At 66.2% G+C, this 13,837-nt stretch carries 19 protein-coding genes; 5 read left to right on the top strand and 14 right to left on the bottom strand.

Going from position 1 to position 13,837, the window contains the following annotated elements; translation table 11 throughout:
* Positions 1-131 precede the first annotated feature (131 nt).
* From M2320_RS07515 to M2320_RS07485, 7 genes are all read right to left on the bottom strand, one after another.
* On the bottom strand, positions 132-1,652 hold the full coding sequence (locus tag M2320_RS07515) for an arylsulfatase B (RefSeq protein WP_264596736.1): 1,521 nt from the start codon (positions 1,650-1,652) through the stop codon (positions 132-134).
* 223 nt (positions 1,653-1,875) lie between these two features.
* Positions 1,876-2,505, bottom strand: a complete 630-nt coding sequence (locus M2320_RS07510) for a DNA-3-methyladenine glycosylase (protein WP_264596735.1) — start codon at positions 2,503-2,505, stop codon at positions 1,876-1,878.
* A complete protein-coding gene (locus tag M2320_RS07505) occupies positions 2,502-3,224 on the bottom strand; it encodes a TerC family protein (protein ID WP_264596734.1) in 723 nt (240 codons plus the stop codon). Before M2320_RS07505 ends, M2320_RS07510 begins: the two co-directional genes overlap by 4 nt.
* 38 nt (positions 3,225-3,262) lie before the next feature.
* Entirely contained in the window at positions 3,263-3,535 is a 273-nt protein-coding gene (locus tag M2320_RS07500) for a PGPGW domain-containing protein (protein ID WP_184430310.1), read from the bottom strand.
* Between the two features lie 66 nt (positions 3,536-3,601).
* Positions 3,602-3,913, bottom strand: coding sequence for a DUF1476 domain-containing protein (locus M2320_RS07495; RefSeq protein ID WP_184430309.1), 312 nt, complete (start codon positions 3,911-3,913; stop codon positions 3,602-3,604).
* A gap of 19 nt (positions 3,914-3,932) precedes the next feature.
* Positions 3,933-4,394 carry a TerB family tellurite resistance protein gene (locus M2320_RS07490; protein ID WP_264596733.1) on the bottom strand — a complete coding sequence of 154 codons (462 nt, stop codon included), beginning with the start codon at positions 4,392-4,394 and terminating at the stop codon, positions 3,933-3,935.
* Positions 4,395-4,647: 253 nt separating this feature from the next.
* Positions 4,648-6,117 carry a HAMP domain-containing sensor histidine kinase gene (locus M2320_RS07485; RefSeq protein ID WP_319801419.1) on the bottom strand — a complete coding sequence of 490 codons (1,470 nt, stop codon included), beginning with the start codon at positions 6,115-6,117 and terminating at the stop codon, positions 4,648-4,650.
* Positions 6,118-6,302: 185 nt separating this feature from the next.
* Between M2320_RS07485 and M2320_RS07480 the strand changes: the two genes are divergently transcribed.
* The 4 genes from M2320_RS07480 to M2320_RS07465 all read left to right on the top strand — a co-directional run bounded on the left by M2320_RS07480 (position 6,303) and on the right by M2320_RS07465 (position 8,611).
* Positions 6,303-6,914 carry a glutathione S-transferase family protein gene (locus tag M2320_RS07480; RefSeq protein ID WP_264596732.1) on the top strand — a complete coding sequence of 204 codons (612 nt, stop codon included), beginning with the start codon at positions 6,303-6,305 and terminating at the stop codon, positions 6,912-6,914.
* 5 nt (positions 6,915-6,919) lie between these two features.
* On the top strand, positions 6,920-7,537 hold the full coding sequence (locus tag M2320_RS07475) for a uracil-DNA glycosylase family protein (protein ID WP_264596731.1): 618 nt from the start codon (positions 6,920-6,922) through the stop codon (positions 7,535-7,537).
* A gap of 106 nt (positions 7,538-7,643) precedes the next feature.
* Positions 7,644-7,862 carry a hypothetical protein gene (locus tag M2320_RS07470; protein WP_184430304.1) on the top strand — a complete coding sequence of 73 codons (219 nt, stop codon included), beginning with the start codon at positions 7,644-7,646 and terminating at the stop codon, positions 7,860-7,862.
* 29 nt (positions 7,863-7,891) lie between these two features.
* Positions 7,892-8,611: a DUF1614 domain-containing protein gene (locus tag M2320_RS07465; protein WP_264596730.1), complete on the top strand. Its 720-nt coding sequence runs from the start codon at positions 7,892-7,894 to the stop codon at positions 8,609-8,611.
* A 3-nt stretch (positions 8,612-8,614) separates the two neighbouring features.
* Here the strand turns inward: M2320_RS07465 and M2320_RS07460 are convergent, their stop codons facing one another.
* The 5 genes from M2320_RS07460 to M2320_RS07440 all read right to left on the bottom strand — a co-directional run bounded on the left by M2320_RS07460 (position 8,615) and on the right by M2320_RS07440 (position 11,702).
* Entirely contained in the window at positions 8,615-9,775 is a 1,161-nt protein-coding gene (locus M2320_RS07460) for a DNA cytosine methyltransferase (protein ID WP_264596729.1), read from the bottom strand.
* Positions 9,776-9,824: 49 nt separating this feature from the next.
* Positions 9,825-10,082 (bottom strand): hypothetical protein, encoded by a 258-nt coding sequence (locus M2320_RS07455; RefSeq protein WP_264596728.1) that lies wholly within the window; start codon positions 10,080-10,082, stop codon positions 9,825-9,827.
* Positions 10,083-10,159: 77 nt separating this feature from the next.
* Positions 10,160-10,612, bottom strand: coding sequence for a DUF1178 family protein (locus tag M2320_RS07450; protein WP_264596727.1), 453 nt, complete (start codon positions 10,610-10,612; stop codon positions 10,160-10,162).
* A 5-nt stretch (positions 10,613-10,617) separates the two neighbouring features.
* Positions 10,618-10,875 (bottom strand): glutaredoxin 3, encoded by a 258-nt coding sequence (grxC, locus tag M2320_RS07445; RefSeq protein ID WP_184430299.1) that lies wholly within the window; start codon positions 10,873-10,875, stop codon positions 10,618-10,620.
* A 53-nt stretch (positions 10,876-10,928) separates the two neighbouring features.
* Positions 10,929-11,702: a ComF family protein gene (locus M2320_RS07440; RefSeq protein WP_264596726.1), complete on the bottom strand. Its 774-nt coding sequence runs from the start codon at positions 11,700-11,702 to the stop codon at positions 10,929-10,931.
* 83 nt (positions 11,703-11,785) lie between these two features.
* On the opposite strand from M2320_RS07440, the gene M2320_RS07435 reads away from it, so the two are divergent.
* Positions 11,786-12,646 carry a methyltransferase domain-containing protein gene (locus tag M2320_RS07435; RefSeq protein ID WP_264596725.1) on the top strand — a complete coding sequence of 287 codons (861 nt, stop codon included), beginning with the start codon at positions 11,786-11,788 and terminating at the stop codon, positions 12,644-12,646.
* Here the strand turns inward: M2320_RS07435 and M2320_RS07430 are convergent.
* Together M2320_RS07430 and M2320_RS07425 are read right to left on the bottom strand one after the other, a co-directional pair.
* Positions 12,643-13,128 carry a disulfide bond formation protein B gene (locus M2320_RS07430; RefSeq protein WP_264596724.1) on the bottom strand — a complete coding sequence of 162 codons (486 nt, stop codon included), beginning with the start codon at positions 13,126-13,128 and terminating at the stop codon, positions 12,643-12,645. The genes M2320_RS07435 and M2320_RS07430 overlap by 4 nt on opposite strands.
* A complete protein-coding gene (locus tag M2320_RS07425) occupies positions 13,125-13,706 on the bottom strand; it encodes a YqaA family protein (protein WP_264596723.1) in 582 nt (193 codons plus the stop codon). Before M2320_RS07425 ends, M2320_RS07430 begins: the two co-directional genes overlap by 4 nt.
* Positions 13,707-13,837: the final 131 nt, after the last annotated feature.

Below are 13,837 nucleotides of genomic sequence, written 5' to 3'. Positions count from 1 at the left end.
GGCTGCTTCGCAGCCTCCTCACCATGAGGGATTTTATTTATATAGAACAATCGCGTAGCCCTCACCCTGAGGAGCCCGCCTTGGCGGGCGTCTCGAAGGGCGGGGGCGGTCCACGGGTTTTCAGCAGCCTGCTAATCGTCGGCCCGCTCCAGATCAGACAAAAATCCCTTGCTGGCGTTCTTGGGCGCGGTCGGGGCCGGCGCATCCCCCTGGGGCGTCGAAGGGGGCGCGGAAAAAGTGGTCTTGATCATCTGGCCGATCAGCAGAGGCGGGATGGCCTCCTTGGAAAGCTGCTCGGCGCGCTTCTGGAGCTTTTCCACCTGCTGCGGGTTGGCGGCGGCAAGGTTCTTGGTCTCCGAGGGATCGTCCGCCAGATCGTAAAGCTCAAGCTTGCCGGGCAGGATCGGCGCCCAGATCAGTTTTAAATCGCCCTGGCGGACGCCAACCCGATAGGGCTCGATATTATAAACCACTTCGGTGCGCGGCGAGGCCTCGCCCTTGGCGACGGCGCCCCAGACATTGACGCCATCCATCGGCTTGGCCTTATCCGTCTTCGCCCCGGCGAGCGCCGCCAGCGTCGGAAACATGTCGGCGATATGGACGGGACCCTTGACGTGGCCGGCCTGGACGGCGCCCGGCCAATTGGCGAAACCGGCGACGCGGGTTCCGCCCTCGTAGAGCGTCCCCTTTCCGTCGCGATAGACGCCATTGTTGGGCGGCAATTCGCCCTTGACCGCGGATTCCCCGGCGAACATCGCCGAGCGCGTGCCGCCATTGTCGGAATGGAAGACGATCAGCGTGTTCTGCCGCAGCCCGCTCTCCTCGAGCGCGGCCACAACCTTGCCGATCGCGTCGTCCATTGACGAGATCTGGGCGGCATAGGCGCGCCGCGACTCGTCGGAGATGTCGGCATAGGCGTCGAGCCAGGGTTTGGGCGCCTGATAGGGCGTGTGCGGCGCGGTGAAGGCCAGATAGAGGAACAGCGGCGTGGTCTTGTCATGGCCGCGGATGATCTTGACCGCCTCGGCGCCGAACAGGTCGGTGTCGTAACCGTCCTCATGCAGCAGCGTATTGTCGCGATACCAGTCGACGACGCCATGCGAGGCGTGGCGGAAGTGGTCGATTTCGCCCACCAGCGGCCCGTAATAGCTGTCGAAGCCGCGCTGCCTGGGCCAGAACTCGCGACGAGCGTGGCCGAGATGCCATTTGCCCACCATGGCGGTGCGATAGCCGGCGTCGCTCAGCGCCTGGGGCAGCAGATATTCGTCGAGCGCCAGCCCATAATCGCCGCCGGAAGGAATGACGCCGGTTTGCAGGCCGTAGCGGAAGGGATAGCGGCCGGTCATCAGCGTGGCGCGGCTCGGCGTGCACATGGGCAGCGCGTAGAACTGGTCGAACACCGCGCCGCCGCGGGCGAGCTTGTCGAGATTGGGGGTGCGGATGTCGGGTGAGCCGTTGAAGCCGGCGTCGCGCCAGCCCTGGTCGTCGGAGACGATATAGACGATGTGCGGGCGCGGCGGCGTTTCTTCTTTTGCGCGCGCGGAAGAAGAAGCGCCAAAAACGCCGGAAAGCGCTCCGACGGCGGCGACGGCGGTTCCACCCTTCAAAATGGCCCGGCGATCGATCCGGACGGTTTTTTGTTGTTCGGACATGTTGCACCCGTGTCTTGAAGCCTGCGCGCAGGGGACGGAGGGGCGGACCGCCGCACCCGGACTTCCGCGCGTGTCAGCTCCTCGATTGATTTCGTCAGTTCCTCAATTGATGAGTCCGGTTAGGCTAGCGCATAAGCGGGACCGGCGCATTGCCATTTCGCGCCAGAGCGAAACGGCGGATGAAAAATAAGATTGCGGCTTTTGCTGTCCGCGCGCCCGCCATTCACGCGCCATTCAGCGCGCGTGGACCGCTGAGGAACTTGCTGCCGCGCAGATAGAAGCGCAGCAGGCGATCCGCGTCGCGCGAAATGCCGATTCGCACGCTCCGCCCGATGTCGTCGGGCTGAAAATCGTCGCGCGCCAGCCACAGCGGGCCTTGGTTGCACAGATCGATCCCGTCGAGCCCGCGATCGATCCCCAAGGCGGCGGCGAGCCGGCCCGGTCCGCGCGCCAGATCGCGCAAGGGCGCATCGCTGCGGTTTCGCGTCATGGCGGCGACGCCGTCCAGCGGTTCGAGCGCCCTGATCAGCACGGCGGCGCCGACGCCCGCGGTCTCGCTTGACACGTTCAGCATGTAAGAGGTTCCGTAGGCGAGATAGACATAGGCGTGGCCGCGCTCGAGAAACATGGCGCGATTGCGGGGCGTCATGCCGCGATAGGCGTGGCTGGCGGCGTCGCCGACCAGATAGGCCTCGGTCTCGACGATGCGCCCGCTTGCAAAACCTTCCGGCAGGGCGCGCGCCACGATCTTGCCAATCAGATAAGTGGCGAGGGCGACCGTCTCGGCCGGCAGGTCGGCGCGCGCGATCGGGACGCGCGCCGAAATGGCGAGAGTCGGGAGCCCGCCGTTCATTCCGAGCCTGCGCCGAAATCCCCCGCCTTCGCGGCGCGCAGTCTCCGTCTGGAGAGGAGATGGCCGACGGCGACGACGAGCGCCGCGCCGAAGATCGGCCCGACAAAACCCTGGACGGAGCCGTGCGCCACGCTGGCGCCTTGGGTCAGGCCAATGACCAGGGGATCGCTGGCGATCATCTCGCCGGAAATCCAGCCCAGCAGCGCGCCGCCCAACCAGATGAGCGCGGGAAACCGCTGGATCAGGCCGGAGAGCAGCGAAGCGCCGCCGACGACGAAGGGAATGGAGATCAGCAGGCCAATGACGAACAGCGAAATCTGCCCATGCGCCGCGGCGGCGACGGCGACCACATTGTCCAGGCTCATGACGAGATCGGCGAGGGCGATGGTGCGCACGGCGGCGAACAGGGTCGCATGGGCCGCGACCTGATTCTCATCCTCCTCCTCTGACTGGAGCAACTTGACGGCGATCCAGAGCAGCAGCGCGCCGCCGCCGATGCGCAGATAGGGAATGGCGAGCAATTGGATGATGATCGCAGCAAAGACGATGCGCAGCACGACCGCAGTGGCGGCGCCGAGCCCAATGCCGAGTCTTTGCCGATTTGGCGGCAAGGATCGGCAGGCCATGGCGATGACCACCGCATTATCTCCCGACAGCAGAATATCGATCCAGATGATTTCCAGCAGCGGAACCAAATAACTGGCGCTGAAATAGTCCATTGGGAATTCCATCTATGAGCGCCCTGCGGCGACGAGGTTCAGTCCGGCCTGCGCCGCCGCAGCAGCCCGCGCCGCGCGGCCCAGGCGACCGCAGCGCGGAATTTTCGTTCGATCCAGCGATTGGCTTTCGCCGCCGCCGGGAAATCGAGCGCGAGGAGGGAAAGCCCAAGCGGGATCATCCAGAAGCCGACAACCGGGAGGAAGCCGACAAGACCTCCGAAAACCAGCGCAATCCCGATCGGCACACGTAGCCAGCGCCGCTCGGGATGACGCAACTTTTCGAACCACACGCGCAGCGCTGTTTTATCCATGACGCCCTTGTTCGGAAAGGCCAAAGCCGAGGAGGCGTTCCCGCCCCCTCGGCCAAGAGACCCGCCTCAGGCGGAAAGTTGCCGGTCCGCTTCGACGGCGGCGCGTTCGAAGGCGGCGCGCACCTCCGCTTCCGAGGCTTTTCCGGCGAGGTCGCCCAAGACCTTGCCGATCACGTCCTCATCGCCGGGCGCCTGGAAATCCGCGGCGATGACGACCAGGGCGTAAGCCTCGGCCGCGTCGCCATAAAGCCCGAGCCGGCCCGCCGCCCACAGGCCGAACAGCCGGTTGCGGCGCGCGGTGATCCGAAACGCCATTTCCTCCTTGTGGATGAAGGCGGCTTCCTGACCCTTGGCGCGATCGCTGAGCGGTTTATTCATGAGAGTCTCCTGTCATTGTTCAATGGATTTGCGGCGCAAGCCCGCGCGCGGTCGCGGGCTCCGGCCCAAGGCGGTCGAGACTGGCCCGGATCAGACGCAGAAGCTGATCCTCGCGCGGATCGAGACGGCAATCGGCGGCCGCGACTTCGTCGCAGAGGCCGAGGATGAGCTCAGCCGCCCGGCTGTCCCGGTAGCGGCGCAGGCGCGCAAGGGTGGAGAGCTGTTCGTCCGGCGCGCTGACGCAGAGCTCGAACTGGGCGAGAACATCTTCGCGGTCGCGCATCCAGAGGAGGTCGCGCCGGTCGAGAAAATCCAGCAGCTGGACGCGCTCGACCTCCTCGACCCGGCCATCGGCGCGCGCGGTCAGCGCCGCCGCCGAGACCAGCAGGTCGAACAAGTCGTCTTCGCGGCTTTCCTGATATGAGGCGGCGAGTTCGGCGCGCCACTGCTGCGACCGCCATTTCGATCGATGCTTCGACATCACGGTTCCTTTTGCTGGCGCCGTGTGCGTGCGGAAGCTGAATGGCCTGGTCGGGGAGTTTGCAGAAAAAGGCCCCGCGACATCGACCGCTTCCAGCGCACAGCGCGGGATCGGCGATCCGACATCGCGAGGTTGCCCGACCAGTGTCGGGGTCCTCGCCAGAGGGGCCCGGATTCAATTTATGTTTGCAATTTAAAGCTTTTTGGCCGTCTCGACAAGAGCGGTGCGCGGAAATGACGCTTGGCGCGCCGCCTCAGGCCGCGCCGCGCAGGCCCTGACGGCGTTCGGCGGTCCCGAAAACCTCCATCTGCGGCAAGGAATTCATCACCCGCTCCGGCGGCAGGATCACCAGAACTTCCGTGCCCTCGCGCAGCTTGGAGCGCAGCGTGAACTTGCCGCCATGCAGCTCCACCAGCCCCTTGACGATGGGCAGGCCGAGGCCGGTGCCCTCGTCGGCGTTTTTCTGCGCCATGGAGCCGCGCCCGAACGAGGACATGATCACCGGAATTTCCTCCTGGGGAATGCCGGGACCGGTGTCCTTGACGGAAAAATACTGGCCGCCGACCCGGGTCCAACCCACCTTGACCGTGACTTGGCCGCCAGGCGGCGTGAACTTGATGGCGTTGGTGAGCAGGTTGAGCGCGATCTGGCGCAGCGCCCGCTCGTCCGCCCAGATGCGCGGCATGTTGGGCTCGACCACATCGGTCATGGTCACCTCGCGCTTGCGGGCGCGCAGGGTGAGCAGGCGCAGGCAATCCTCGATCACCTCCGGCAGCGAGACCGATTCCTCCTTCAATTCGTAGCGCCCCGCCTCGACCCGCGACAGGTCGAGGATTTCGTTGATGAGGGTCAGGAGGTGCGAGCCGCTCGCGTGGATGTCGTTGCAATAGTCGCGATAGGCCGCCACCGCATGGGCGCCGAACAGCTCGTTCTTCATCACTTCGGAAAAGCCGAGAATGGCGTTCAGCGGCGTGCGCAATTCATGCGACATGGTGGCGAGGAAGCGGGATTTGGCGAGACTGGCCTCCTCGGCGCGGCGGCGCGCCTCGTCGGAAATCGCCTTGGCCTGCTCCAGCTCGGCGATCAGCATGTCCTTTTCCGATTGCAGCGCCAGCGAGTCGACATGGCTGGCGTAAATGCGCCGCGCCAGAATGGCGAAATAGAGCAGGGTCGAACAGGCGAGCAGGGTCAGCGGCGCCACAGGGCCCTGCAGCGTCGTCGGCGCCATGTAGAACACCACGCCGGCCGCAAGCGGCGCGAGCACGGCGAAGACGGCGGCCGGCGCGAAAGCGGCGACCACGGTGTGGATGCCGGCCGCCAGCATGAACACCACCATCACATAGGTGGTCGCCCAATGATCGTTGACCCCGGCCATGAGCAGGGCGAGGCTGGCCCAGGCCACGCCGTTCACGCCTTCCGCGACGGTGAAGCGCGCGTACCAGGCGCGGGCGTCGCGCTCGCCGCGGTCGAGCTTGAGGAAGCGGCGGGCGAGCAGGCAGGCGAGCGCCAGGGCGCACAGGGTGAAGCACAGCCAGACGAACACCGCCAGCGTCGGGACCCACAGCGTGGTCATCGCCCCGATGGCCAGGCAGAGCATGATCTGCGGCACGATGGCGGCGAGGCGGCCCTCAGCGTAGAGGCGCAGCAGCTCGATGTCGAAATTGACGTTTCCGGCGCCGGCCGAACTCAGCCGCTCGCGGGCCTCGCGCAAGCGATTGGCCATGCGCCGACGCTCGGTCGAGCGGCCGTCGGACCGCCCACGCGCTATCATTTCGGCGGTGACATGCTCCATGCTGACGCAAACCAGACGAACAAAGTGATCGCCCACCCTGGCGTAAAATGCTTAAGGATCGGCTGACGGTTTATTTAAAAACAATCGCAATCGACCGCGCCATCTGGGAGACGCCCTTGAAACTGTTCGATTCCCCCTTCGCGCCCAATCCTCGTCGGGTGCGCATCTTCCTGGCGGAAAAGGGGCTTTGCCTTCCCAGGGTCAGCATCGACCTGGGAAAACTGGAGCATCGGAGCGCTGAATTTTCCGCCGTAAATCCGTTGCAGCGCACGCCGGCGCTGGAGCTCGACTCCGGCGAAATCCTGACGGAATCCGTGGCGATCTGCCGCTATGTCGAGGCGCTTTGGCCGGAGCCGCCCTTGTTCGGCATTGACCCGCTGGAGCGGGCGCGCGTGGAGATGTGGAACCGGCGGGTGGAGCTCGAATTTTTCGCGCCCGTCACCCACGCCTTCCGCCACAGCCACCCCCATATGGCCGAACTGGAACAGCCGCAGATCGCCGCATGGGCGGAGGTCAACAAGCCGCGCGCCCTCGCTTTCGCACGGTTTCTGGACGGCGAACTGGCGAAACGCCGCTTCGTCGCGGGCGAGGCTTTTTCCATTGCCGACATCACCGCGCTGGTGGCGGCGGATTTTGCCAAATCGGCGCGCATCGCCTTCCCTGACGATCTTAAAAATTTCGCGCGCTGGCGCGCCGAGGTTTCGGCGCGGCCGAGCGCTTCGACCTGAGGCGCATGGACGATCTGGCCGGACTGGTCGCGGAAATCGGCGCTTGCCGGGCGTGTGTTGAAAACCCCGTCGGCGCGCCCTTGCCTCATGCGCCGCGTCCGGTGGTGCGCGTGTCCTCTACGGCCCGCGTGCTGATCGCCGGCCAGGCGCCCGGCGCACGGGTGCACGCCAGCGGCTTGCCCTTCGACGACGCCTCCGGCGACCGCTTGCGCCTCTGGCTGGGGATCGACCGCGAAACATTCTACGACACGTCCCGCATCGCCATCGCCGCCATGGGCTTCTGCTTTCCGGGTTACGACGCGCGCGGCGCCGACCTGCCGCCGCGCCGCGAATGCCGCGCCCTCTGGCACGATCGCTTGTTCGCGCTCATGCCGCAGGCGGAGCTGGTGGTGGCGGTGGGGCGCGCCGCGATCGGCTACCATGCGGCGCGTCTGGGCCGCGCCTGCGACCCCAAGGCGCCCTTGGAGGAATGGGTGCGCCTGTTTGCGGCGCCGCAACAGGAACCGAGGCTGATCGCCTTGCCCCACCCCTCCTGGCGCAACACCGGATGGCTGCGACGCCATCCCTGGTTCGAGGCGGACATTCTGTTTCCGCTACGAAAAGCCGTAAAAAAGCTGATTTAATCTCCAATTTGCTCCATCTTTGGGCTGGACATGCTGCATTGCGGCAATATCATGACCTATGCGGCTTAACGTCGCGCCCAGTACAACGCGTTTTAGAGCGGCCGTCATGATCACCGGTGAAAAAGTCCGCCTGAAAACCGCCTCGCCCTTCGCCAGACGCCTCAATCTCCCCAATGGCGCCGAGGGGGCCGTGCTGTGCCGCTACCGGCTGTTGCGCGGCCGGGGCGCGCAAAGGCTTGACGTGCAATTCGGTCCCGAACTATTCGTATGGGGCGCGCCCGCCGAGGCCTTCGAACCCGCGGCGAGCGAAAAGGCGTCGTCCTGATCTGAGTTCTCACGACTTAAGGAGGCCCCATGGACGTCCATTGGGGCCATGCGCAGTACCTCCCCCTGGCGTGGCCGTTTCTCGCGATTTTCGCGCTCGCGCTGGCGCTGCTGCTGATTTTCATTCAGGTCAAAATCCTGCGCTTCGCCTATATGCGGCTCGGCATTTCCTCCGGCTGGGCCCTGGCGCTGCTCGCCGCCTCGCTGCTCGGCTCCTATGTCAACATCCCCATCGCGGAGCTCGGCGGCGACGCATTCGTCGAGCCCGGAGAGATCACCTATTTCGGCATGCGCTACGTCGTCCCCGAGATGGTGAGCGAACCCGGGATGATTTTGGCCATCAATGTCGGCGGCGGGCTGATCCCCACCCTGCTGTCGCTCTATCTGATCGTCCGGCGCAATTTTTTGGGACGCGCGCTGATCGCCACCGCCGTCATCACCGTCATCTGCCATATGCTGGCGGAGCCGGTGCGCGGGGTCGGCATCGCCCTGCCGATCTTCGTGCCGCCGATCGCCGCCGCGCTGGTCGCAGCCATCGTCTCCTGGGAGGAGCTTGCGCCGCTGGCCTATGTCGGCGGCAGCCTCGGCGTGCTGCTCGGCGCCGACATCCTCAATCTCGGCCTGTTCCCCGCGCTCGGCGCGCCCGTCGCCTCGATCGGCGGCGCCGGAACTTTTGACGGCATTTTTGTCACGGGTTTGCTGGCCGTCTTGCTGGCGAGTCTCGCCCAGCGGGGCCAGCCGTCGTCCTGACGGCTATTCAGCAGCCGCCAGATCGGCCTCGCCGTCGAGCAGCGGCTCCAGCAAATGTTGCGCGAGGTGGCGGATCACCGGGACGCACAGGCCGTCGCCACAAAGCTTGAGGGCCTGGGTGGCGTTGCCCGGCAGGATGTAGCTGTCCGGCAGACCCATCAGCCGCGCCGCCTCGCGCGGCGACACCAGCCGCGAGCGGATGGACGCGCCTTCGACCTCCAGCAGGATCTGCCGCGACGAGCCTCCGCCGGGCGTGCGCAGGCAGCCGGCCATGCCGTCGAAGCGAATTTCCGCGCGTTGCGCCTTGCGTCCCTGCTCGTCGGCGCGGGTGCGCCGATAGACCGCGCCCACGGCGCGCCGGCCCGAGGCCTGCGCCTCGCGGATTTTTTCCAGATGCGCCGGCGCCATCAGATCGAGCAGTCTTTGCGTCGCGGCGGGCGAGCGCCAGCACGCCTGCTCCGGCTCGTCCTCCAGGAGGTCGATCAACTCGGCGTTGCGGCGGGCCGGCGCCGGCAGGCGCCACCACAGCCAGCGCGCCGCATAGGGCTGCGGCAGACGGCTGTGCGCGGCGAGAAGGGCCGGCGGCGTCCAGATTTTTTCCGGCGCCGGCCCCACGCTGGCGCGGGCGAAAAGATCGTCGCGGGCGGCGACGAAGAACACGCGCGGCCGCGATTGCGGCGTGAACAGCCGGGCGTCGACAACGAAAGCGCCGACGCGATAGCCGAGATCGCTCAAGGCGGCGACCACGGCGCAAAAATCGCGGCCGCCATGCGAGGTGAGGACGCCGGACACGTTTTCCAGCACAATCAGTCTTGGCGCGCGCCCCTGCGCCCGCAGCGCGCGCATCTTGTCGTGGAACAGCCAGAAGGCGCCCGAGCGCGTCTTCACCTCATCCTGCGCGCCGCCCATGCCCTTGCCGTTCCCGGCCAGCGAGAGGTCCTGGCAGGGAAACGAGGCCCAAGCTAGATCGGCCGCGCCCGGCAATTGCTCGACGCCGACCTTGGCCAGATCGCCACAGACAAAATCCTCGCCGCCCCAATTGGCGCGATAGCTCTCGGCCTTTTCCGGGTCGAAATCATTGGCGAACAGGCAGGTCCAGCCCGGACCGAGCCCGAGCCGCGCCATGCCGCCGCCGGCGAAGAATTCGTAGAACGTTCTGGTCATGCCGCGGGGAAAGAGCGAATCATCCCGCCAATCAGGTCACAGGCGCGGGTCAGGCGCCAGCCCCGGCGCGGACTTGCACACAGCAAGCCTCGAGAAAGGCGCGCGCCGCCTCGTCGCGCCAGACGACGCATTCGAAGGCGCGGCGCTCGGCGGTGCGGCGTTTTTCGCCGCCGTCAAACTCGATCAGGGCCGCGCGCTCCTCATAGGCGGCGCGCAAATCGTCCGGCAGCTTGTCCAGCCAGTCGCGCCAATCGGTCGGCAGCGGCCGCCCGCCGCCGGAATGCAGGGTCAGAGCGCTGCGGGCCATTGCCGCCTCCTCGTTGCGCCTTCACTGCAATGTTCGTACTTTGTTCTTTCGTCAAAATCAAGCGAAAGGTGAAAATCTCACCCCCGCTTGTCCGGAAGCGTCGGCATGGGCATGATCGCCACACCGTCCTCGAGCAGCGCGCGCGCCTCCTCCAGGGAGGCCTGGCCGCGAATCGCCCGCTCCGGCGCCTCGCCGTCGTGAATGCGGCGGGCTTCGTCGGGAAATTTTTCGCCGACATCCACGGTGGCGGCGACGATCTTCTCGTGCAATTCGCGGGCGAGCCGGCGCAATTCGCCGCTGGCGTCGTTGACCAGCGCCACGCTCTGCTTGACGTCTTCGGGTTTTTGCGCGCGCGCGCCGCGATCCTTGCGCGCGACCGCCGGCGCCATCACCGCCTTGCTGATCTTGAGGCTGTTGCAATGCGGGCAGGACACCAGATCATGCGCGATCTGGAACTCGTAGGACTCGTTGCTGGCGAACCAGCTCTCGAACTCATGCGCATTTTCGCAGACGAGGGAGAAGAGGATCATGGGGGTCAGCCGGCGAGAAGAGGGTCGAGGGCGCCTTGCGCGTCCAGCGCGTAAAGATCGTCACAGCCGCCCACATGCCGGCCGTCGATGAAAATCTGCGGCACCGTGGTCCGGCCCTGCGCGCGTTGCGTCATTTTTCCGCGCAGCGCCGGGTCGCCGTCCACCGAAATCTCGGTGAAGGCCACATTCTTCTCCTCGAGAAGCATTTTCGCGCGCATGCAATAGGGACAGGTCGCGGTGGTGTAGATTTCGACTTTAGGCATCGACGGCAAGATTCTCCCGCGCCCCGGTTTTTGGCGGGCGCCTGACGGAGCGGTTATATAGACTGGTTTCGCGTTTCTGTCACAACCCTTGCGAACACCAGCGCGTCCACCCGATCGGCGCCGGCGCGCAGCAACACGCGCGCCGCGGCGTTCAGGGTGGCGCCGGACGTGGCGACATCGTCCACCAACACCAGCCGTTTGCCCGCCAAAGCGGCCTTCCGGCGCGGCGCCACGGCGAACGCCCCCTGCATGTTGGCGGCGCGCAGCTTGCGGTTGAGCCCCACTTGCGGCGGCGTCGCTTTGACGCGGGCGAGCAGGCCGGTGTCGAGCGGGACGCCCGAACTTTTGGCGATTTCGCGCGCCAGGGCGACGGACTGGTTGAAACGGCGGTGGGCCAGCCGCTGGCGGTGCAGCGGCACGGGAATGAGCAGGTCGGCGTCATCGAGGAGCTCTTCGCCCGCCCGCGCCATCCACCGCCCGATCGGCGCCGCGAGTTCGTGGCGATCGCCATATTTCAGTCTGTGGACCAGCGTCCGGGTCGGCCCCTCCTCGAAACAGGCGACGGCGCGCAACCGGTTGAAGACGGGCGGATCGGCCTGCGCCTCGGGCGACACGGCGCCGGCGAAGATTTCGCTTCCGAACGGCGTTCCCAATCGCGCGCAAAACGGTTTTTCGATGAAGCGCATGGCGCGCCAGCAGTCCGGACACAGGCCGCCCTGCGCGGCGATGGCGCGCCGGCAGGCCAAGCAGGCCGGGGGATAGAGCAGATCGAGCGCCAGCACGCCGACGCGCCGGATCGCGCCGAGGCCGGAAGCGAGCAGGGACATGGCGCGAGCATAACCCTTTTCGCCCAGGACAATTGTTGCGCGCGACGCTTTTCACGCGCCGCCCGCGCGCGCATATAGGGGCCGTGACCCATCCGCCCCAAATCTTCGATCGCGCCCTGCTGCGGCGCCGCCTCGCCCGCGCCGCGCGCGCCCCTTGCGATTTTCTGGCGCACCGCGTCGCCGAGGATTTCGTCTATCGGCTGTCCGGGATCTCCCGTCCGTTTGCGAACGCGCTGGACTATGGCTCGCCGCATCCCGCCGCGGCGCAGGCCTTGGCCGCGCCGGGACGCAAAATCCTCCGCGCCGCGCCAAGCCTTCACGCGGAAAGCGCGGACCTCGTCATCGACGAGGAATTTTCCCCTTTCGCGCCGGAAAAATTCGACCTCGTGTTCAGCGCGCTGTCGCTGCAATGGGTCAACGATCTGCCCGGCGTCTTCGCCCAATTGCGCCGCAGCCTGGCGCCGGACGGCCTGTTGCTCGCGGCCATGGTCGGCGGCCAGAGTTTTGTGGAATTGCGCCACTGCCTGACGCAAGCCCAGGAGGAGTTTGAAGGCGGCGCCAGCCCGCGCGTCTTCCCCTTCGTCGATCTGCGCGACCTCGGCGGCCTCCTGCAGCGCGCCGGCTTCGCCCTGCCGGTGGCCGATTGCGACGCTGTTGTCGTGCGCTACGACAATCTGTTCGCACTGCTGCGCGACCTCAGGGGGATGGGCGCCACCAATATTTTGGCGGCGGGCGCGCGACGGCCGCTGAGCCGCCGCGTGCTGCTGCGCGCAGCCGAACTCTACCAGCAGAATTTTTCGGACCCCGACGGGCGCATTCGCGCCAGCGTCGAGATTTTGTGGCTGTCCGGCTGGGCGCCGCATGAAAGCCAGCAAAAGCCGTTGCGGCCGGGGTCGGCGCAGATTCCGCTGTCCAGCGCGCTCGGCGACAAAAGCAAGATTTAGCGCTTGGCCGAAGCGCCAAGACCCGCCACCGCGCTGAGCGCGGAGGAGAGCAAAAAATTCCAGAAGGTGAGCGACAGCCCGAGAATTTTAAGGGCGGGTTCGTCGCAGCGGGCCACCTGAGCGTGCTGCAACTGCCGGCGGAACTCCTCCATGGTCGCGGGTTTGACAAAGGCGCCGGAGCACTCCGAGGGGCCCGCCCAAAGCTTCCACTCGACGCCCACGTGATAAAACGCCAGCGCCGCATTGGCGGCGAAAACCAGCGCGAGCAACGCCAGCACGACCCTGGCGGCGGCCGGCGGGGCGTTGCGGGCGAGGAAAATGGCCGCCGTCGCCAACGGCAGCGCGGCGTAAAAAGCGTAGCGCTCCTTCAGGCACAATTCGCAGGGTTCATAGCCGAGCGCCTGAAACGTCCAGGCGCCGATGAGGCCGAGCGCGGCGGCGGCCAGGATCAGCCCGGCGGCATGGACGGGTTTGACGGTCATGCGATTTTCGTGGCGAGATAGAAGCCCAGCACGACAATGACGAGCAGGCCGATCACAAAAGTCCCAAAATGCTTTTCCATCCAGTGGCGGAACAGGTCGCCGAACCGGTTCATCGCCGCCGCCAGGATAAAGAAGCGGGCGCCGCGCGTGAGCAGCGACAGCGCCATGAACAGCGCGAAATTGTAATCGAGCAGGCCGCTGACGATGGTGACGAGCTTGTAGGGGATGGGGGTGAGGCCCTTGACGAGGATGAAGGCCCATCCCCATTGCGCATAGAACGCCTTGAGCGCGTCCATTTTGGCGCCGTAGCCGTAGAGATTGATGATCCACTGGCCCAGAGTGTCGTAAAGCAGCGCGCCGATGGCGTAGCCCACGGCGCCGCCGAGGACAGAGGCGACGGTGCAGACGGCGGCGTAGAACCAGGCTTTTTTCGGCTGGGCGACCCCCATGGGCAGCAGGATGAGGTCGGGCGGCAGGGGAAAGATGGAGCTTTCGGCGAAGGCGATGCCGGCGAGCGCCCAAGTGGCGTGGCGGCTTTCGGCCAGGGAAATGGTCCACTTATAAAGTTTTTCGAACATCTTTTTTCCGCCGCGTGTGGGACGCGGCCCTCTTAGCATCGGCGACCGACGCTGACCACCGCGGGCGTGAACTTTGCGACAGAGGTGATTGACGGGCGGTGTTTGCGCGCTATAGTCCGGCCCGCTTCGGG

Origin of the sequence: Rhodoblastus acidophilus, assembly GCF_025961575.1 — a bacterium.
Taxonomy (GTDB): domain Bacteria; phylum Pseudomonadota; class Alphaproteobacteria; order Rhizobiales; family Beijerinckiaceae; genus Rhodoblastus; species Rhodoblastus acidophilus_C.
Note: the sequence above shows the minus strand (reverse complement) of the source record. Positions and strands in the feature narration are given on the sequence as shown.